This is a genomic window from Marinobacter zhanjiangensis (assembly GCF_014651935.1).
GTDB lineage: Bacteria > Pseudomonadota > Gammaproteobacteria > Pseudomonadales > Oleiphilaceae > Marinobacter > Marinobacter zhanjiangensis.
In genome coordinates this window covers 1-19,637 of record NZ_BMXV01000009.1, presented here as the reverse complement: position 1 = coordinate 19,637, position 19,637 = coordinate 1, and the positions used below count along the sequence as shown (strand labels likewise).

Sequence of the window (19,637 nt, the reverse complement as noted above, 5' to 3'; positions counted from 1 at the left end):
TAATCCGCGAATGCCTAAGAAATCGCCTTCCAAACGCAAGAAATCCCCCGCCCGCAAATCACGCCCCACGTTCAGGCAGCGCCTCTGGTCACTGCTGTGGCGTCTGGGGGTGGTGGGGCTGGTATTACTGGCCGGCTGGACCGTCTACCTGGATGCGGTGGTTACCTCCCGCTTCGAGGGGCGTCGCTTTGAAGTGCCGTCCCGGGTCTACGCCCGCCCATTGGAGCTTTACGATGGCGCCAGCCTTGGCACCGAGGCCCTGCGTCAGGAGTTACAGTTGGCTGGCTATCGCAGCGGCGATGGTCGTCAGCCGGGTACCTGGCAGCAGAATGGCAGCCGCTTCATCATTGCCACCCGGGGCTTCGAGTTTGTCGATGGTGAGGAGCCCCGGCGCCGTCTGTCGCTGACTATCTCCGGTAATCGGGTGGCCGGCTTCCGGGTGCTGGAAGGTGCCCCTACACCGGTGGTCAGGCTGACCCCGGCGGAGATCGGTGGCATCTATCCGGCGCACCGGGAGGACCGGGTACTGGTAAGCCTGGATGATGCGCCGCCCCTGCTGGAGGAGGCTCTGCTGGTCACCGAAGACCGCGACTTCTACGACCACTTTGGCATCGCGCCCCTGTCTATCGGCCGTGCCATGGTGGCGAATATCAAAGCGGGCCGGGTGGTGCAGGGGGGCAGTACGCTGACCCAGCAACTGGTGAAGAACTTCTACCTGACCCGCGACCAGACCCTGATCCGCAAGGGTAACGAAGCCATCATGTCGCTGCTGCTGGAGTGGCACTATGGCAAGCGGGATATCCTGGAAACCTATCTCAACGAGGTCTACCTGGGTCAGGCCGGTAACCGCAGCATCAACGGCTTCGGGCTGGCCTCCCAGTTCTATTTCCGCAAGCGCTTCCAGGATCTGGCACTGCATGAATCGGCGCTGCTGGTAGGCATGGTCAAGGGCCCCAGCTACTACGACCCGCGGCGCAACCCCGAGCGGGCGAAAGAGCGTCGGAATCTGGTGATCGATTTGCTGGAGGAACACGGAGGCATTGACCCACAGACTGCCAGTGAGGCCCGCGCCAGACCGCTTGGCGTCACCAGCCGGCCGTCCTGGTCCGAGAACCGCTATCCGGCCTACATTGATCTGGTAAAACGGCACCTGGCGCGGGATTATCGCCAGCAAGATCTGCAGAGCGAAGGCCTGCGCATCTTCACTACCCTGCATCCGACGATCCAGGCGCAGGCGGAAACCTCGGTGGCCAGCACTCTGCACGAGCTGGACAAGCGAGCCACTGATACCCGTCTGGAAGCGGCCATGGTGATAACGGCCCGGGACAGCGGTGAGGTGCTGGCGCTGGTGGGTGGTCGCGATGCTTCCTATGCCGGTTTCAATCGTGCGCTGGATGCCAAACGGCCTATCGGTTCCCTGGTCAAACCGTTTGTGTATCTGACCGCGTTGTCGCAACCGGACCGCTACACGCTGATCACGCCGGTAAGGGACACGGGCCTGGCGCTGGAGTTCGAAAACGGCCAGCGCTGGGAGCCCCGCAATTTTGACCGTGAACAACGGGGCGAGGTGCCATTGCACATGGCTCTGTCCCGGTCGTGGAACCTGCCGGCGGTTCGCGTCGGCCTTGACGTGGGGCTGCCGGCCGTGACCGAGACCCTGCAGGACTTCGGGGTCACCTCCGCCATCAGTCCTTACCCGTCCCTGCTCCTCGGTTCAGTGGACCTGGAGCCGGTGGCCGTGGCCCAGATCTACCAGGGGCTGGCAACCTCCGGTTTCAACACGCCGCTGCGCACCATCCGGGATGTAACCGATGCCCGGGGCGAAGTGCTCAACCGGTACAACCTGGAGGTCAATCAGGTGGCGGACCCGGCGGCGGTACACCTGGTGCAGTACGCCATGCAGGAAGTGATGCGGGAGGGCACTGGCCGGTCCGCCTATTACACCATCCCCGACAGCCTGGGCCTGGCCGGCAAGACCGGCACCACGGATGACGGCCGGGACAGCTGGTTTGCCGGCTTCAGTGGCGACCTGCTGGCGGTTACCTGGGTGGGTCGCGATGACAACGGCCCCACGTCGTTGACCGGGTCATCCGGCGCACTGCCGGTATGGACGAGATTCATGGCCCAAGCGCCGCAACACAGTTTTTCACCGGTGGTGCCGGATGGCGTAGAGTATCACTGGGTGAACAGTGAAAAGCGCGTGCTCACCGACGAGCACTGCGAAAATGCGAGGCTGATCCCCTTCATCGTTGGCAGCGAGCCGGAAGGTTTTGAAGGGTGCGGCAGTGATTTCTCGAAACGCCTGCGCGGCTGGTTTGAAGGATTGTTCGAATGATTCAGAATTTGCGGAAGTTGATCATCCTCGGCGCGCTTTCGGTGGGCCTGGCCGGTTGTGCTTCGGATATCTATGCGCCGCCGGGCGGCGGTGATCGGACGCCGGACACGGAGCGGGCACCACAGCCGCCGACGGTGGAGGAAGAGGATCGTGAGCGAAAGGAGCGCCTTTCTGAACAGCCGGACCGGCAGGAAGAAGATCGCGCGCCCAGCCCGGGCTATCAGGAGCAGGGTGATGACCTGTCGCCGGCGGCCGCCAGCCTGATCAGCCAGGCCGATGACCTGATGGCTCAGGGCAAGCCGGACGCCGCCCTGAGCCAGCTGGAGCGGGCCCAGCGTATCTCGCCCCGCTCTGCACAGGTGTACTTCAAGCTGTCGGAGGCCTACGTGCGAACCGGCAACCTGGGCGCGGCCGAGCAGTTCACCCTGAAGGGTCTGTCCCTGTCCGGCAACAACAACCGCCTGCAGAAAGCCGGCTGGGAATTGCTTGCCAGTATTCGTCGCGAACGCGGGAATGTGGCTGGTGCCGAGCAGGCGGAGCGTCGGGCCAGCCAGTTGTAAACGAGAAAGCCCCTGCGGGGCAGGGGGCTTTGGGTTCTTTCTTGGTTTAAGGCAGCGGTTTACTCGATACGTACAGCCGGAATTTCTTCACCAGCGGTAACGGTTACGTTCTGGGTGCCAACGAACTCGAGGGTTTCAGAAGTTTCGTTATCGTCGGGCTGGCATGTGTAGCTGATGGTGTAGTCGCCTTCGGTCAGGAAGGCGGCCTTGTAGCTGTAAAGACTGGCATTATCCTCGTTGGTGACGGAGACGGCCACGAGAGGCCCTTCATCCTCCGCTGTCACGTTCAGATCAGTGGGCGTAACGTCCGCTCCTTCGTATACATAAACGGATCCATAGTACTCGTCATCTACGTCACAGCCGAGCTGCTGTTCCAGGTTAACAACGTCTACTTCGCCAACGATGGCACCGGCTTCGACATTATCGACCAGTCGATGGGCTGGCTTGAGCATATATTTGTTATTGCCTGAACCCTCGCCGCCGGCATTGAAAATGGATTTCTTCACATCGAAGTCGATGGTGAAGTCTGCAGATCCGCCAGCGGGGATGACGAATCCACCATTCAGTTTTAGGCCTGTCTGAGGACCCGATGGCAGGAACAGAAATTCCTGTGTCTGGTTGGGATCAGACGCTTCCACGACGTACGGGTCTTCCCCCAGGTGCAACCGGATCCACTCGTACTGCCCGGCCGGAAACTCCTGTCCTTCAAATAACTGAGCGACCTTGCCCCCCTGGAAGTCCAGCAGGTTGATATCTACCGGTGTCTCCAGTTCGATTGAAACGCTATCCGCTTCCGCAGGTTTGACCTCGACTGACGTGATATTGAGCTGTGCGACAGCAAGATCTGTAACAGGAGCATCCGTCAGACCGAGTGACATGGTCCCGGTGGACTCGGAATCAGTGCTGTCGTCGCTACCACTGCCGCTGCCCCCGCAAGCCGCTACGGCCGCCGCCAGTGCTGCAACACCAAAACTCTTGATCAATGGATATTTCATCTTGTCTCCTTCGAGCATGAGCCCGCTGTGTGAACCTTGGTTGGCTATGGGCCGTTGACTTCCCGGTCGGGGATAAAGTCGCGGCACCTGGCGATACAACGCCGACAGCCTCTGCAGGGTTCCGGTTATTCGTGTTACAAAACGTAAGTGTGCAATGGTCACCTATTCGGAGAGCAAGCGACGCATTAGCCGTTGTTTTCTGGTATAACGCGCCCTGAAACCCGTATTCACAGGTTGCTCAAGTGGCATTGATTCCATTCCGACGTTCCCGGACCAGGCGGTTTGAAAATTGCGTCAGGCCCCATCTGGCCAGCATGTACCGGTTCGCCTATCGTCTTACCGGTCAACGGGAGGATGCCGAGGACCTGGTGCAGGATGTGCTGACCAAGTTGTTCCCGCGGGCGGAGGAACTGTTTGAGGTGGAGCAGCCTGGCGCTTGGCTCAACCGGGTGCTTTACCACCGTTTTATCGACCTGACCCGCAAGCGCGGCCGGCAGGCGGATCTTGCGGCTACCGCGGTCATGTCCGAGGAAGCCAGCCGGAACTTTCTGGACAGCCTGGTGGACGTCAGTGCCGAGCCGGACCGCCAGCTCGGTGACGAGCAGATGCGCAAGGCCGTCGCGGTCGCGTTGGACAGTCTGTCTCCGGATCAGCGCACGCTGTTACTGCTTCACGAAGTGGACGGCTGGCGCCAGGAAGACATTGCCGAGGTGCTGGGTATTGCGGAAGGCACCGTCAAGTCCCGGCTCCATCGATGCCGGGCCAGCCTGAGGCAAACCATGGCGAAAGAATTGGAACCTTTTGTTCCGGGCAGACGTGTTGATGAGTAAGGAGACAGACATGACCAGCTGCCAGCAGAGCCAGGAAACGATTGAACAGTACGTGGCCGGGACACTTGCTCGGGCTGATGCCCTGATGTTTGAGCGTCATCTGGCCAGCTGTCCACGGTGCGCGAGTCGTTTGAGGTGGCAGCAGCGTATAAACGAAGAGGTAGCAGGTCAGTCCGGTATTCCCGAGCCTTCCGGCGATTTCGAATCACGGGTGCTGGCGGCCGCCACCGGGCGCAGCTTTGCTCGCCCCGGGCTGGCCACGCCGGTGGTTGGTGGTGCCTTTGCGGCAATGCTCGTCCTGGGGCTCGTTCTTGGCCTGAATCTGGATGACCGGGCACCCGACGGGGTCAGGCAGGCGGATTCCGGAACTGCTACTGAGGCGGTCGAGCGGTCTTTGGTGCCTGCGGAGCCCCGGGAGGAGACTGTGCGGCTTGCCTTTACCTCGCAATCACAGTTGGATAACGTCAGCCTTACGCTGGAATTGCCGGCCCATGTGGAGCTGGTTCAATTCCCCGGCCACCAGCAACTGACCTGGCAAGTGGATCTGAAACCCGGTGACAATGTCATTGCTTTACCTTTGCGCATAGCCTACCCGGACGGTGGGGAAATCGTCGCCCGTCTTGATGACGGTCGCAAAAGCAAGACCTTCCGGGCGCGCATTCCCGGTATCGGCGAAACGGACAAGGAACCCTCTTCATGAATATGACCCGGCGTTCGCCTTCCTTTCTGACGTCGCTGGTGGCGGTTCTGTTGCTGTCGCCTGCCAGCCTGATGGCCCAGGACGGGGATGATCTGGATGTCACCATGCGCATGGTGGCTGACGACGATGATCTGTCCGAGGGCCTGATCCAGGAGCTGCAGCTGCCGGAGTCGCCGACTGATATCGCGCGCAAGGGAGGCGAAGACCGGCGTGACCGGGCCGACAACCTTCGGGAGCAGGGGCGGTCACTCGGGCGGGAAATTTCGGAGGAAGCCCGGGGACGTCGCGAAGAACGCTCAGTGGGTCGGCCCGGCAGTGATCCGGGTTTTTCGCCCGCCGATCCCCGCGACCAGACCGGTAATGATCGGCCTGCGCCGAACGAGGATGTCGGTGGCAGGCCGGGGGGACGGCCTGACACAGGTGCGCGCCCCTGAGCCGCCATTCTTCCTGCTATACTTTGGCCAGCATTTTACCCCATCGACGATCTTTCTTGTGCCGGGAGACCTGTTTGCCGCGCCTGCTTTTCCTGACCCTGACTGGCCCATTACTGTTCATCATCCTGGCCTCGGCTTCAGCCTTTGGCGATGAGGTTTCTCCGTCTCGGGGCACTGACGGCCAGCAGCTCCTGCAATCGGGGGTGAGTGCCTTTGAGAGGGGCGATCTGGCACAGGCGCGTCGCCTTCTGGAGCAGGCTCGCGCCTCCGGCCTTGCGTCTTCTGCACTGCACTATAATCTGGGCGTGCTCTATTACCGGGCAGGTCGCTACCCCCTTTCCCGGCAGGCGTTTCGTGAGTTGCTTGGCACACGCCATGACGATCTCGCCCGTTACAACCTGGGGCTCGTAGCCCAGGCGGAAGGCAGGGAGCGGGAAGCGCTGGGGTGGTTCCGACAGGTCGCAGCGTCTTCGGAGCAGCAAAGTTTGCGGCGCCTGGCCGAGCGCCAGCTGCAGGGCCCGACTGAAAGCCAGGCCCCTGCCCCTGCGGAATGGCTTGGTTTTGCCTCCCTGAGCGTGGGCTATGAAAGCAACCTCGCCCTGAGGCCCGATAATGTGGCATCGGGTTTATCCGATAGTTTTAACGATGTACTGGTGGCCGGCCAGGGCCCATTGATGGATTTGGGCGGAAGCGCTGGCTCGGCAAAAGCTCTGCAGCTGTCGGCCAGTCTCTATCGCCGCCACTACCATGCTGAAAGTGATTTCAGCAGTGATGCGGCCCGGCTAGGGCTATCCTGGGTATCCCGGGGCGATGATGAAAAACATGAAATCGGTCTGAGGCAGAGCTATTTTCGCTCGGGCGGGGAGCCCCGGGAAACGCATACCTCGCTGCTGCTTGAATACCAGCGAGCGGCTTGTGTTTCCGGTCGCTTTGATGGCCGGTGTCTGCTTGCCCTGACTGCATCGCGGGTGCGGCCGTTCGACGGATACGAGCCCTATGAGGGCATGCGATACCTGGCTCGGGCAAGCTATCGCCATGACTGGTCTTATTGGCAGGCTTCTGCTCGTCTGGGTCTGGAGTTCAACAACCGTGAGGACATCGCCGCAGGGGATCAGTTCATAAGCCTGTCACCCCGACGTCAGGAAGTCGGGCTGGCGCTGACCTATAAGGGGTGGGAAGCATGGGATGTGGGCGGCGAGCTGGCCTATCGCTACAGTGACTATTCTGACCCCTATCAGCTCAGCGCCGGGCCTGACCGGGAGTCGGGCCGCCGGGTCGAGCACCGTTACACCGTCGAACTGACAGCGGAGTACGCGCTTTCAGGGGCCTGGACCCTTACCGGGCTGGCCGGTTACCATCGTAATGACAGTTCCCTGAAGCAGTATGACTACGTCAACCAGGTCTACCAGCTTGGCATCGACTACCTGTTCTGACGGTCCCCTCTGGAACTGCCAGCCCGGAAGCGCGGCAGACCTGACCGCCTCCGGGCTAAGACACTTACAGCGTTGCCATCACCCGTTCAGCTGCGGCAATGGTTGCCGCGATATCGTCATCGCTCAGTGCCGCGTTGGTAAAACCTGCCTCGAAGGCGGATGGTGCCAGATAGACCCCTTCCTTCAGCATGCCCTGGAAGAACGTCTTGAAGCGCTCCACATCGCAGTTCATCACCTGATCGAAACGGCTCACTTCCGGCTCGTCGGTAAAGAACAGGCCGAACATGGCGCCGGCGCTCTGGACTGTCAGCGGAATGCCGGTGTTTTTTGCCGCCTGGCGGAAACCTTCGCACAGGGCCTGGGTCTTTTCGGTCAGGCGGTCGTGGAACCCTTCCTCGGAAATCAGGTTCAGGGTGGTCAGGCCGGCCGTCATGGCCAGCGGGTTGCCTGACAGGGTGCCCGCCTGGTAAACCGGGCCCAGCGGAGAAATGTGCTCCATGATCTCACGCTTGCCACCGAAGGCGCCCACCGGCAGGCCGCCACCGATGACCTTGCCCAGCGCGGTCAGGTCCGGGGTAATGCCATAGTGGCCCTGGGCGCCGCCCAGGGATACCCGGAAGCCGGTCATCACCTCGTCGAAGATCAGTACCGAGCCGTGCTGGTCGCAGACCTCCCGCAGAGTCTCCAGAAAGCCCGGCGCGGGCGGGATGCAGTTCATGTTGCCGGCTACCGGCTCGACGATGATCGCTGCCACCTGGTCGCCCATTTCGGCGAAGGCCTTACGCACACCTTCGCTGTCGTTGTAGGTGAGGGTAATGGTGTGCTCGGCCAGGCTGGCGGGAATGCCCGGGGAGTTGGGCACACCCAGGGTCAGGGCGCCGGACCCGGCCTTGACCAGCAGCGAATCCACATGGCCGTGGTAGCAGCCCTCGAACTTGATGATCTTGTCCCGGCCGGTGTAGCCCCGGGCCAGCCGAACCGTACTCATGGTGGCTTCGGTGCCACTGTTGACCATGCGCACCAGGTCGATGGAGGGTACCAGTTCGCAGACTTTCTTTGCCATCTCGGTCTCGATGGCCGTGGGGGCACCATAGCCTACCCCCAGGTCAATCTGTTTGTGCAGTGCCTGTTTGATAGCCTCGTTGGAGTGGCCCACGATCATGGGGCCCCATGAGCCCACGTAATCGATATAACGCTTGTCATCTTCGTCGTAGAGGTAGGCGCCTTCCGCGTGCTTGAAGAAGATCGGCGTACCACCGACGCCCTTGAACGCGCGAACGGGGGAGTTCACACCGCCAGGAATGTATTTCTGTGCCTGTTCGAACAGGGTTTCTGAATGGTTCATGTCTGCGGCTCCTTGAGGGTCGCCAGAGTAAGTCGGGAATCCGGTCGGGACTCGATAATGAAAGTGACCGCAATCCTATCAGAGTTTGAAAAGGGGGTGGTGCTCCGCAAACAGCCGGGTAAACGCCCGGGCCCGGTCCTCGATCTGCACAATGTCGCCGGAGAACAGGCCGCCGACAACCGCAAGCAGGTCGGCGCCGGCGCGGATCAGGGGGGCGCCGTTGTCCACGGTAATGCCCCCGATGGCCGTGCGCGGCAGCCCGAAACGGCGGGCCTGCTCAAGCACGTCCGGTGTCGCCGCCGGCGCCCCCGGCTTGGTGCCTGACATGTGGAAGCGGCCGAAGGCCAGGTAATCAGCACCCCTGCGGCTGGCGGCTTCCGCCAGGTCCAGGCGGCCATGGCAGGTAACGCCGATAATGGCATCCTCACCCAGCAGGCTACGGGCTTCTTCCACCGAGCCGTCGGCCTGTCCCAGGTGAACGCCATCGGCGCCGCAGTCCCGGGCCAGTAACGGGTCGTCATTGATGATCAGGGGTACCCCTTCGCGATGGCAAAGGTCAGCCAGGGCCCGCCCCTGCCTGAGTCGCCCGGCCTGGTCGAGGCGTTTCTCCCGGTATTGCACCAGCACTGCCCCGCCCCGGAGGGCCGTCGCTACCGCAGGGACCAGTGTGTCCTCCGGTAGCAGAGCGCTGTCGGTTACGGCATACAGCCCGGGCCGCAGTCCCTTGCTAAACGCGGGGGTGCTCATGACTCGCCAGGCCAGGCGGCTCCCCGGTCCGGAACCGGTTGTCCCTGGCCTACCGCGAGGGCGTGGTTAATGGCGCCTGCCACGAAATGCTGGGCCTGCTCGATCGCGTCTTCCAGGGTCAGCCCGGCAGCGCGGCCAGCGGCGATAGCGGCTGCCAGGGTGCAGCCGGTGCCATGGTACTCGCCACCTACCCGTTCGATCTGCCAGTAGCGGACGGGGTGCTCCGGTCGGTACAGGGCGTTGGTGATCGTGGGCCCGGTGCCATGGCCACCGGTGGCCAGCACCCCGGCGCAACCCTGGTGCATCAGGGCGTCGGCCGCAGCACCTTCGCTTTCCCTGTCGCCGAGCATGGTCAGCTCGATGCCGTTGGGGGTAATAACCTCGGCCCGGGGAAACAGCCGGGTCTTCATGGCGGTCAGCAGTTCCTCGTCGGCCAGGTCGCCGCCGCCCGCTGCCTTGATCACCGGGTCCAGAATCAGGGGCAGGTCAGGGCGCTGGTCCAGGAAGTCGGCCAGCACGCTCACCACAGCGGCGTTGCCCATGGCGCCTGTCTTGACGGCATCAATCCGGCAGTCTCCGGCCAGGGCTTCCAGTTGCTGGCGGATCAGGTCGGCGTCTACCGGGGCCGCGTTATAGACATTGCGGGTGTCCTGCACGGTCAGGCAGCTGAGCACCGGCAGCGGGTGTCCCCCCAGGGCGGTGACTGCCTGGATGTCTGCCTGCAGGCCTGCACCGCCAGAAGGATCCAGCCCGGACAGAATCAGCACATGAGGGCGTTGATGAAGTTTGATAGCGACCTCCTCAGAAGGGTTTGACGACGGCGAGGATCACGATGGCAACCAGTGCCAGTACCGGCAACTCATTGAACCAGCGATAGAACACATGGCTGCGGTGGTTCCGGTCGTCCCGGAACACCTTCACCAGATAGCCGCAATAGAAGTGGTAGACAAGCAGCAGGGCCACCAGTGCCAGCTTGGCGTGAAGCCAGCCCTGACTGAAATAGCCTGACACATTGTAACTCAACAGCCACACACCGAAGACCACCGTGGCAATCATGGAGGGTGTGGTAATGCCCCGGTACAGCTTGCGCTCCATGACCTTGAAGCGTTCACGCCCGGGCTGGTCGTCGCAGGCAGCGTGGTAAACGAACAGGCGCGGCAGGTAGAAGATGCCGGCGAACCAGCACACCAGTGAAATAATATGCAGGGCTTTTACCCAAAGCATGGTCAGCTCCGTCGGTATTGGTAGTAACTTTCGATGTCTGATTTAAGAACGACACCATAGATCCGCTGGATCATCGGTGCGACCTGGCGTTGTACGTAGAGAGCTTGCGCCTGTGACGATTCGAACTGGTCCAGTGCCTCTTCCAGGGTGGCCTGGTACTGGATGGGGGCGATGTCCCGGCGGTTCGCCGGCATTTCCATCAGGTCGATCACCTCGGGCATTGGTCGGTCGTCCTCCGCTGCCCGCTTTTTCAGGTGTTCCAGGAAGCGGGCCAGATCGGCGGATGGCAGCACCGCCGTGGGGCCGTTATTGCCTTCCACCACCAGCCACTTGGGCTCGTTCTTGAGCAGCTTGCGGGCAGCGCTCAGGGTGATTTCCCGGTCGGTTCGGGTAACGCTGCGATCCATGAGCGCCCCCACGGACGCCCGCCTCAGGGCCTGGACAATGGGGGAGTTGTGATAGCTCAGGCCCTGGTTCTGGAGCATGGTCAGGAATACCGACTTCTTGCCAAACACCTCGCTGGTCACCAGGGAGGAGGTGGTGATGATCAGCATGGCGGGCAGGATGATGTTGGGGTTACGGGTCAACTCCATCAGTGCCATCAATGCGGCCAGGGGGGCCTGCAATACGGCGCCCATCATGGCGCCCATGCCCAGCATGGCGTAGAAGCCCACAGAGGAAGCCGCCGTCGGTGCCACTGCTGCGCCAATCAGCCCCAGGGCGCCTCCGAGGGTGGCGCCGATGAACAGCGTGGGGCCGATAATGCCGCTGGGCATACCCAGGCCAATGGTCAGGGCCGTAATCAGCAGCTTGCCGACGCCAACACCCAGCAGCAGCCAGAAGCCGATCTGCCCGTAAATGGCGCCGGTCACGGTATCGTAGCCGATGCCCATGACTTCCGGGATCAGAATGGCAAATGGCACCATCAACAGACCGGCGGCGCCGAGCCGCAACAGGATCGAGTGATGTTGATAGCGGCTGGCCCAGGACAGTAGGTGAATAAAACCGGCAGCCGCCACCCCGATAACAATGGCCATGGCGATGATCCAGGGGATTTCCAGCAACGAATTCATGGTCAGTGCCGGCACCGAGAATGCCGGCTCGGCGCCATAGACTGCCTGGGTTATGATGGCGGAAGTGACAGCCGCCAGGATAATCGGTGTAAAGCCGGCGATGGTGTATTCCATCATCACCACCTCCATGGCGAAGATGACACCGGCAATGGGCGTGTTGAAGGAAGCCGATATGGCAGCGGCACACCCGCAGGCCACCAGGGTGCGGATGCTGTTATTGGGCAGCCGCATATACTGGCCCATCAGGCTGGAGAAGGTGGCGCCCAGGTGCACTGCAGGCCCTTCCCGGCCGGCGGACTGGCCTGTAATCACCGTGGTAACGCCGGTAATAAACTGGATGATGGCGCTGCGCAGGGGAATGTACCCCTGGTGATAGTTGAGGCGCTCCATGACATGGACCACGCCGACCTTGCGGTCACGGCTGACCAGCTGGTTCAGCAGCAGGCCGAGCAGCAGGGCGCCGGCCAGAGGCAGGGCGCCGCGGGTCAGCCAGTGCAATGCCTCGAAGTTCTCGGCGTTGCCGGCAGGGAGGAAGTGGCTCAGGGGCCATTCAATAGCGAAACGGAACAACAGTATGACGCCGCCTGTTACGACACCCGACAGCAGTCCCAGCAGCGCCAGCTGGGGCAGGGCATCGACACCGGCGAGACGGCGACGGAACCTGGGAAACAGGTTGTCGCTCAGTTGTTTTTTCAGCTTCCCCATGGTGTCGCCATTGGTACCGGGCTCCTTCATGCACCAGGCGGTGTCATCAATACGGTGTGGTGTGGATCATTGTAACCAGCCCGGGCACGGCTGCAATAAGACACTGGTTTATCATGGTAGACTGACCGCACAAATGATCAGTCCGGGCTGCGGTGAGGTTCCGCGTATCGGACCCTATTCAGAAACAGGAGAGATCGGTGATTAAAGCAGGTATTGTCGGTGGCACAGGCTACACGGGGGTCGAATTGCTCAGAATTCTGGCCATGCATCCGGAGGTGGAGGTTTCCTGTATAACCTCCCGCTCGGAAGCCGGTATGGCCGTTGCCGACATGTACACCAATCTCCGTGGCTACTACGACCTGGTGTTCACCGAACCGGATGTGGACGTGCTGGCCCGCTGTGACCTGGTATTTTTCGCCACGCCCCACGGTGTGGCCATGCGCATGGCCCCGGAGCTGCTGGCCAGGGGCGTTCGCATTGTCGACCTGTCTGCCGACTTCCGCATCAAGGATCTTGACGTATGGGCGCGCTGGTACGGTATGCCTCATGACACGGCGGAGTGGGCTGAAAAGGCGGTGTACGGTCTGCCGGAGGTTGCCCGCGAGGCCATACGCAAGGCGCAACTGGTGGCAAACCCCGGCTGCTACCCCACTGCCGTTCAGCTGGGCTTCCTGCCGCTGCTGGAAAGCGGCCTGGTGCGCACTGGTCATCTGGTGGCGGACGCCAAATCCGGTGCCAGTGGTGCCGGCCGCCAGGGCAAGATCGGCATGCTCCATGGCGAAGTGGGCGAAAGCTTCAAGGCCTACGGTGCCTCCGGCCACCGGCACCTGCCTGAAATCCGCCAGGGGCTGGAGCAGGCGGCCGGCGGCAAGGTAGGTATCAGCTTTGTGCCCCACCTGGTACCCATGGTCCGCGGGATTGAAGCCACCCTGTATGCCGAGCTGGAAAACCCGGAAGACTTTGGTCGTCTGCAGGACCTGTTCGAGGACCGGTACCGTGACGAGCCGTTCGTGGATGTGATGCCCTTTGGCAACCACCCGGAAACCCGCAGTGTCCGGGGCGAGAATACCTGTCGTATGTCGCTGCACAGGCAGGAGGACAGCCCCGTCGTAATTGTCAGCTCGGTTATCGACAATCTGGTCAAGGGGGCTGCCGGGCAGGCCGTCCAGAACATGAACATCATGTTTGGTTTTGACGAGCGGACTGGCCTGCAGGCACCCGCTCTGCTGCCATGATCCTGTTGCTGGCCGCCGGAGGCTTTCCCCTTGGCTGAAACGCGGAATCCCCAGGAAGAGTTCGTTATCGTGCCGAAGCGGCGCAAACCGCGCCCCTACCGGGTGGTGGGGGTGTTGGTGTTGTGCCTGCTGAGCGGCCTTGTCGGCTATGGTGTGGGCTGGTCCCAGGGTGGTTACCGTATCGAGGACGTGGTCCAGACCCGGCCCTCACTGGCCCGGGAGCTTTCAGCGGTCAAGGCGGAGTATGACGAGGTCCGACAGGAGAAGGTCCGTCTTGAGCGGACCCGGGCGATCGACGCCCAGGCCCTGATTACTGCCCGAGACTCCATTGCCGACCTGGAATCGACAATCGCCAATCTGGAAGCGGATCTCACTTTTTACCGAAATATTATGGCACCCTCGGAAGCCAGTAAGGGCCTGCAGGTGGACCAACTGTCGCTCAGAGACGTGCGTGGCGAGGGGCGATACGATTTCAAGCTGGTGCTGACGCAGGTAGGTGACAACAAAAGCTACATTTCGGGCCTGGTGGCAGTGAATATCATAGGGGAGCAGGAAGGTGAACAGGAAGTCATCCCCCTGAGGGACCTGTCAGAGGATGTCGAGGACCTGGGCGTCCGCTTCCGCTTCCGCTATTTCCAGGACGTGGAAGGGACGCTGGCCTTGCCTGACAATTTTGAACCCTATGAAGTTCAGGTGGTTGCCAAGGCGGAAGGGAGCAAGGCCTCACAGGCGGAGCGTACCTTCGAGTGGCGGCAGCTCGCGGAGAATTGATATGTTCAGCAAGAAAAAACAGAAAGCCAGGCGTCCACATGGCCGTTTCGATACCCTGATATCGGCGAAAACCCGGGTGGAGGGTGACATTCACTTCACCGGAGGCCTGCATATTGATGGTCGGGTCAAGGGGAGCGTGGTATCGGAAGAGCAGGCCGACAGTGCACTGCTACGGCTTTCGGAGTGCGGCGAAGTGGAGGGCGATATTGTCGCCCCCAACATCGTCATCAATGGTACGGTGAAGGGTGATGTATATGCGCTGGCGCACCTTGAACTGGCCGGAAAAGCCGCCATTACCGGTAACGTCTATTACAACCTGATCGAAATGGAGGCAGGTGCCTCGGTAAACGGCAATATGGTCCACAGCACGGACCCTGATACCCTGCCACGGCGACTGTCCGGCCCCGGAGAATCCCAGCCGGTGGAGCGTAATGGTGCAGACCTGCCGGAAGACAGCCCCGGCGAACCCGGTGCCATACCTATCGATGAGCGAAAGGTTGCAGAATAGTTGATCAAATTACTCGGGAATACCATAATGGCATCATCAACATGATGTCGGGAGGCAGAATTGAGCGCAGTCCAGGAACAGATAGCCGTACCGCTGTTTTTCAGTGATAACGCGGTTGCCAAGGTGAGAGAACTCGTTGAGGACGAGGGTAACCCCGATCTCAGGCTGCGGGTCTTTGTCACCGGTGGAGGCTGTTCCGGCTTCCAGTACGGTTTTTCCTTCGACGACAGTCAGGAGGACGAAGACACTGCGGTTGAGCGGGACGGCGTTACCCTGCTGGTAGATCCCATGAGCTATCAGTATCTGGTGGGGGCCACCGTTGATTATCAGGAAGGTCTGCAGGGTTCCCAGTTCGTGGTCCAGAACCCCAACGCCACGTCTACCTGCGGCTGCGGCTCCTCATTCGCTATCTGATGTCTGCTTATCCCGGGTAGATTGCGCCCAGTACTCTGGGACCAGTGGCGCCGGTAACCCCAGGCACGTTACCGGCCAGCCCTTCCATGGTCTGCCTTGCCAGCCAGGCGAAAGCCGCTGCCTCAACCCATTGGGGGTCGATACCAAGTTCCCCGGTGGTGGCAACGTGCACATGTTGTGGCTCGAGCAGCTCCCTCAGTCGTAACATCAATGTGCTGTTCAGCGCTCCACCGCCGCACACGTACAGCCTCAACGGTCGCTCTGTGGGCAACGCCCCGGCAATGGACCGGGCGGTCAATTCCAGCAATGTTCTCTGTACGTCCCCCGGGGCATATTCCGCCTCCCTGCTCAGCCGGGCATCCAGCCAGTCCAGATTGAACAGTTCCTTGCCGGTACTTTTGGGGGCCGGCAGCGAAAAATAGGGTTCGGCCAGCAACCGGTCGAGCAGTGGTGTCACCACCTTGCCGCTGTGTGCCCAGCGACCGTTTTCATCATAGGCACGGCCGGTATGGCGCTGGCACCAGGCGTCCATCAAGCCGTTGCCGGGGCCGGTGTCAAAGCCCCCCGAAGCACCGGCGCCGCCGGCCGGAAGCCAGCTGATGTTGGCAATGCCTCCGATGTTCAGGAGTACCCGGTGCTCCAGCGGGGAGGCAAACACAGCATGATGAAATGCGGGGACCAGAGGCGCACCCTGGCCGCCCGCTGCCATGTCACGCCGCCGGAAGTCGGCCACTGTGGTGATACCGGTGCGTTCGGCAATGACATTTGGGTCGCCAAGCTGCAGTGAAAACGGATGCTCGCCCTGAGGCTGATGGCGGATGGTCTGGCCATGGCTACCAATGGCGACAACCGAACCCCGGTGGCCGGCTGTTTCGAGAAGGTTCAGAGTGGCGGTGGCAAAGCATTCGCCAAGGGCCCGGTCGCAGTGGCCGAGATTGTCCGGGGTGCCATGATTCTGGCTGAGGCTGACAATGGAACGGTAGAGAGAGTCCGGGAAAGGTTCGGTATGGGTGGCGACCAGGGTCGCCCCACCGGCCTCATCCAGGTCAACCAGCGCGGCGTCGATGCCGTCCATGCTGGTGCCTGACATGAGGCCGATGTAGAGGGGCATGGTTTACTGCTCTTCGTTGGCGATGGCGTCCTCGGCCATGGCGATCTGGCGGTAACCTTCGCCGAGCGTATTCAGCTGGGCAATCTGCTGCTGGGTAGCTGCCTTGAAGCGGGCCAGCTCAGTCTCCGGTACCGGATTGGCTTCCGGCAGGTCGATGGTGCGGGAGTTTCGCGCCACGCCATTCACCCGGAATTCATAGTGCAGATGAGCCCCGGTCACCATGCCGGATGCGCCGACATGACCGACGGTCTGGCCCTGCTCCACGCGGGTGCCGCTGCTGATACCCTTGCCAAGTTTGCTCATATGGGCGTAAAGGGTGGTGATGTTGTCGCCATGGGTCAGCACCACTGTGCGGCCGTAGCCACCCTTCCATCCGGCAAAGGAGACCCGGCCATCGCCGGCTGCCTTGATGGGCGTGCCGACCGGGGCGGCATAATCGGTGCCTTCATGAGGGCGGACCACGTCCAGCACGGGATGGCGGCGCTGCAGGTTGAACGGTGACGAGATGCGGGCATTGATGGGCGTGCGCAGGAAAGCCTTACGCATGCTGTTGCCGTCGGGGGTGTAGTAGTCACTGTCACCTTCGGTGTCGGTGTAATGAAGCGCGACCACTTCGCGACCACGATTCATGAACCGGGCAGCGACGATGTTGCCGTCATCGACTTTTTCGCCATCCAGATAAAGCTCTTCGTAGACTACCTCAAAGCTGTCGCCCTTGCGGATGTCATAAACGAAGTCGATATCCCAACCAAAGATGCCGGCCAGTTCCATGGTGATTCGATCATCAAGCCCGGCCTCTTTGCCTGCCAGGTAGAGCGAGCCCTGAATTTCACCGGAGGCGAAAGCCAGCCGCGGCTCCGGCTCGCGTATGACCACTTCGCCTGCGTAGCCATCCTCGGTACGTTCGATAACCAGAGATTCGAGCCGGTTGCGCTCAAGGCGCACTGCTTCAAGTTCGCCTTCCTCAGATGTGCCGAAAGCCACCTGTTCACCCGCGTAAAGGTGCTGCAGCTTGTTGGCTTCGCCTTCGCCATGGATGACGGAGAGCATCAGGCCATCGTTGAAGCCGGCTTCGCTGAACAGGGTGGACAGCGTATCGCCGCTTTCAACCTTGAATTCGGTCCATTCCAGTTCGGGCTCAGTCGGTGCAGCCGGCTGGGTTGCCTCTTCGACCGGCGCTGCCTCTGATGTTGTCGGCGCAGATGCGGTGACCAGGGGGGCTTCGTTCGCCGGGGCTTCTGTTTCGGCGTTGTCCGCCGGCGCTGATTCAGCGGGCTCGGAACGGGCGGAGCTTGCAGAGCCCGGGGTGTCCAGGCTGATGGTCATGCGCTTGGCTTCAACACCAGCGCCGGGGCTGAGTGCCAGTACTGAACCCACGACGAGGCTGATACCTGCAACGGCAATTAAATGTTTCTTGGGGAAGGTTTTAATCACGTTAACAACCTGTTTTTGTCGCTACGTCGGTAGCTTGTGTGATCTGGTTCAAGTGGTGACTCAAGTATAGAGCATGCCGAATCGTATAAAAAGCATGCGGTGTCACAGTGAAATAAAAGTCTGACGGCAGATTTTCCCGTTTCGGCTGATATAATCCCCGACTTTCCGGGGCCGGGAAACCGGCAACGATCCAAATGTATCAGGGTTTACGGTTACGCTCAGCTTACTTTTGTTGAGGACTGTAACGGACCCACCTGTTTTTTGCTATGGGGTTCAAGGTTTATGGCATCTGTTGATGAGGCGCTGGCGATAATCAAGCGTGGAGTGGATGAACTGATTCCCGAGGAATCTCTGGTGGAAAAGCTCCGTGAGGGGCGTCCACTGAAGATAAAAGCGGGGTTTGATCCCACCGCGCCGGATCTCCATCTCGGGCACACCGTTCTCATTAACAAGCTGCGCCAGTTTCAGGACCTTGGGCACGAGATCATCTTCCTGATCGGGGACTTCACCGGCATGATCGGCGACCCGACAGGCAAGAGTGCCACGCGGCCGCCGTTGACCGAGGAGCAGGTAAGGCAGAACGCGATTACTTATAAAGAGCAGGTGTTCCGGATTCTGGACCCGGAGAAAACCACCGTCGTGTTCAACTCCGACTGGATGAACAAGCTGACGGCCGCCGATATGATCCGCCTGGCGGGGCAGTATACCGTGGCGCGGATGCTGGAGCGGGATGATTTCGACAAGCGTTACCGTGCCGAGCAGCCCATCGCCATCCACGAATTTCTCTACCCGCTGGTGCAGGGCTACGACTCGGTGGCGCTGGAAGCGGATGTGGAGCTGGGTGGTACCGATCAGAAGTTCAACCTGCTGATGGGTCGTATCCTGCAGAAGCATTACGGCCAGGATTCGCAGGCCATCCTGACCATGCCGATCCTCGAGGGGCTGGACGGGGTGCAGAAAATGTCCAAGTCCCTGGGTAACTACGTCGGGGTGAGTGATTCGCCGGGAGAGATGTACACCAAGTTGCTCTCCATTCCAGACCAGTTGTTGTGGCGCTATTTTGAATTGCTCAGCTTCCGTCCCCTGGCGGAAATTGAGGAATATCACCGGGCCGTGGACGGTGGAGACAATCCCCAGGACTACAAGAAGATCCTGGCAGAAGAGATTATTACCCGTTTCCATGATGAGCAGGCCGCGGCCAGCGCGCACAAGTCTGCCGGCAACCGGGTTGGTCTGGGTGAGATACCCGAGAATGTCCCGGAGGTCTCTGTTGCCCTGGGCGATCGCTCCGAGGTTCATATTGTGTCACTGCTGAAAGAGGCGGGGCTGGCTCAGGGCAAGGCAGCAAAGGATGTGTTTGCACGGGGGGCGGTCTATGTCGATGGTCAGCAGTTGAAAGATGAGCGCATGTTCCAGGCTGGCGAGGATGTTGTCGTGCAGGCGGGCAAAAAGAAGATTGCCAGGGTTCTGATCACGGACTGACCAACAATTTCGTGCCGTTAAAGAAAATGAAACTTTTTTGTGAGTTCGTCGTTGACAGAAAGTGAGATCGCTGTAGAATGCGCCCCACTTCGACAGGGAAAGCCGGCAACGGCGCCCCGGGAAGGCGAAGTAAACGGTTGTTGGGATTAGGTTTTTCGGTACAGGGCTTCGTTGAAGCGATTTGAGAAACCGCGAAAATAACCGTTGACAAGGTGGCGATCTGATGTAGAATACGCGGCCTTGATGAGCTTCGGCTCACTGCTCTTTAACAAGTTGACCAAGTAATTCGTGTGGGCGCTGG

At 60.9% G+C, this 19,637-nt stretch carries 19 protein-coding genes; 11 read left to right on the top strand and 8 right to left on the bottom strand.

Annotated elements, in window-relative coordinates; genetic code table 11:
• The first annotated feature begins 10 nt into the window (after positions 1 to 10).
• The gene (mrcB, locus tag IE079_RS16645; RefSeq protein ID WP_189577986.1) at positions 11 to 2,335 is read left to right on the top strand and encodes a penicillin-binding protein 1B; all 2,325 of its coding nucleotides are present in this window, start codon (positions 11 to 13) and stop codon (positions 2,333 to 2,335) included.
• On the top strand, positions 2,332 to 2,895 hold the full coding sequence (locus IE079_RS16640) for a tetratricopeptide repeat protein (RefSeq protein WP_189577985.1): 564 nt from the start codon (positions 2,332 to 2,334) through the stop codon (positions 2,893 to 2,895). The genes mrcB and IE079_RS16640 overlap by 4 nt, the downstream gene beginning before the upstream one ends.
• A gap of 59 nt (positions 2,896 to 2,954) precedes the next feature.
• Here the strand turns inward: IE079_RS16640 and IE079_RS16635 are convergent, their stop codons facing one another.
• Positions 2,955 to 3,890, bottom strand: coding sequence for a DUF4382 domain-containing protein (locus IE079_RS16635; RefSeq protein ID WP_189577984.1), 936 nt, complete (start codon positions 3,888 to 3,890; stop codon positions 2,955 to 2,957).
• Positions 3,891 to 4,204: 314 nt separating this feature from the next.
• On the opposite strand from IE079_RS16635, the gene IE079_RS16630 reads away from it, so the two are divergent.
• From IE079_RS16630 to IE079_RS16615, 4 genes are all read left to right on the top strand, one after another.
• Entirely contained in the window at positions 4,205 to 4,720 is a 516-nt protein-coding gene (locus tag IE079_RS16630) for an RNA polymerase sigma factor (RefSeq protein ID WP_373296225.1), read from the top strand.
• Positions 4,721 to 4,730: 10 nt separating this feature from the next.
• Positions 4,731 to 5,420 (top strand): anti-sigma factor family protein, encoded by a 690-nt coding sequence (locus IE079_RS16625; protein WP_189577982.1) that lies wholly within the window; start codon positions 4,731 to 4,733, stop codon positions 5,418 to 5,420.
• On the top strand, positions 5,417 to 5,854 hold the full coding sequence (locus tag IE079_RS16620) for a hypothetical protein (protein ID WP_189577981.1): 438 nt from the start codon (positions 5,417 to 5,419) through the stop codon (positions 5,852 to 5,854). The genes IE079_RS16625 and IE079_RS16620 overlap by 4 nt, the downstream gene beginning before the upstream one ends.
• A 74-nt stretch (positions 5,855 to 5,928) precedes the next feature.
• Complete coding sequence (locus IE079_RS16615; RefSeq protein WP_189577980.1) at positions 5,929 to 7,287, top strand: tetratricopeptide repeat protein; 1,359 nt, start codon at positions 5,929 to 5,931, stop codon at positions 7,285 to 7,287.
• Between the two features lie 64 nt (positions 7,288 to 7,351).
• Here the strand turns inward: IE079_RS16615 and hemL are convergent, their stop codons facing one another.
• The 5 genes from hemL to IE079_RS16590 all read right to left on the bottom strand — a co-directional run bounded on the left by hemL (position 7,352) and on the right by IE079_RS16590 (position 12,381).
• On the bottom strand, positions 7,352 to 8,632 hold the full coding sequence (gene hemL, locus IE079_RS16610) for a glutamate-1-semialdehyde 2,1-aminomutase (RefSeq protein ID WP_189577979.1): 1,281 nt from the start codon (positions 8,630 to 8,632) through the stop codon (positions 7,352 to 7,354).
• A 78-nt stretch (positions 8,633 to 8,710) separates the two neighbouring features.
• Positions 8,711 to 9,379, bottom strand: a complete 669-nt coding sequence (gene thiE, locus IE079_RS16605) for a thiamine phosphate synthase (protein WP_189577978.1) — start codon at positions 9,377 to 9,379, stop codon at positions 8,711 to 8,713.
• Entirely contained in the window at positions 9,376 to 10,143 is a 768-nt protein-coding gene (thiD, locus tag IE079_RS16600) for a bifunctional hydroxymethylpyrimidine kinase/phosphomethylpyrimidine kinase (RefSeq protein ID WP_189578131.1), read from the bottom strand. Before thiD ends, thiE begins: the two co-directional genes overlap by 4 nt.
• 37 nt (positions 10,144 to 10,180) lie before the next feature.
• Positions 10,181 to 10,609 carry a protoporphyrinogen oxidase HemJ gene (hemJ, locus tag IE079_RS16595; RefSeq protein WP_227712581.1) on the bottom strand — a complete coding sequence of 143 codons (429 nt, stop codon included), beginning with the start codon at positions 10,607 to 10,609 and terminating at the stop codon, positions 10,181 to 10,183.
• Entirely contained in the window at positions 10,606 to 12,381 is a 1,776-nt protein-coding gene (locus IE079_RS16590) for a chloride channel protein (protein WP_189578130.1), read from the bottom strand. Before IE079_RS16590 ends, hemJ begins: the two co-directional genes overlap by 4 nt.
• Before the next feature lie 197 nt (positions 12,382 to 12,578).
• On the opposite strand from IE079_RS16590, the gene argC reads away from it, so the two are divergent.
• From argC to erpA, 4 genes are read left to right on the top strand one after another with little or no spacing between them, the layout of a single operon-like run.
• Positions 12,579 to 13,616 (top strand): N-acetyl-gamma-glutamyl-phosphate reductase, encoded by a 1,038-nt coding sequence (argC, locus tag IE079_RS16585; protein WP_189577976.1) that lies wholly within the window; start codon positions 12,579 to 12,581, stop codon positions 13,614 to 13,616.
• 30 nt (positions 13,617 to 13,646) lie between these two features.
• Positions 13,647 to 14,387 carry a DUF6776 family protein gene (locus tag IE079_RS16580; protein ID WP_189577975.1) on the top strand — a complete coding sequence of 247 codons (741 nt, stop codon included), beginning with the start codon at positions 13,647 to 13,649 and terminating at the stop codon, positions 14,385 to 14,387.
• Between the two features lies 1 nt (position 14,388).
• On the top strand, positions 14,389 to 14,895 hold the full coding sequence (locus IE079_RS16575; RefSeq protein WP_189577974.1) for a bactofilin family protein: 507 nt from the start codon (positions 14,389 to 14,391) through the stop codon (positions 14,893 to 14,895).
• 60 nt (positions 14,896 to 14,955) lie between these two features.
• Positions 14,956 to 15,309, top strand: coding sequence for an iron-sulfur cluster insertion protein ErpA (erpA, locus tag IE079_RS16570; RefSeq protein WP_189577973.1), 354 nt, complete (start codon positions 14,956 to 14,958; stop codon positions 15,307 to 15,309).
• A 7-nt stretch (positions 15,310 to 15,316) separates the two neighbouring features.
• Here erpA and IE079_RS16565 read toward each other — a convergent pair whose 3' ends face one another.
• Together IE079_RS16565 and IE079_RS16560 are read right to left on the bottom strand one after the other, a co-directional pair.
• Positions 15,317 to 16,420, bottom strand: a complete 1,104-nt coding sequence (locus tag IE079_RS16565; RefSeq protein ID WP_189577972.1) for an anhydro-N-acetylmuramic acid kinase — start codon at positions 16,418 to 16,420, stop codon at positions 15,317 to 15,319.
• 3 nt (positions 16,421 to 16,423) lie between these two features.
• Entirely contained in the window at positions 16,424 to 17,854 is a 1,431-nt protein-coding gene (locus tag IE079_RS16560) for an OapA family protein (protein ID WP_189577971.1), read from the bottom strand.
• Positions 17,855 to 18,136: 282 nt separating this feature from the next.
• On the opposite strand from IE079_RS16560, the gene tyrS reads away from it, so the two are divergent.
• Complete coding sequence (gene tyrS / locus IE079_RS16555; RefSeq protein ID WP_189577970.1) at positions 18,137 to 19,336, top strand: tyrosine--tRNA ligase; 1,200 nt, start codon at positions 18,137 to 18,139, stop codon at positions 19,334 to 19,336.
• The last annotated feature ends 301 nt before the right edge of the window (positions 19,337 to 19,637 follow it).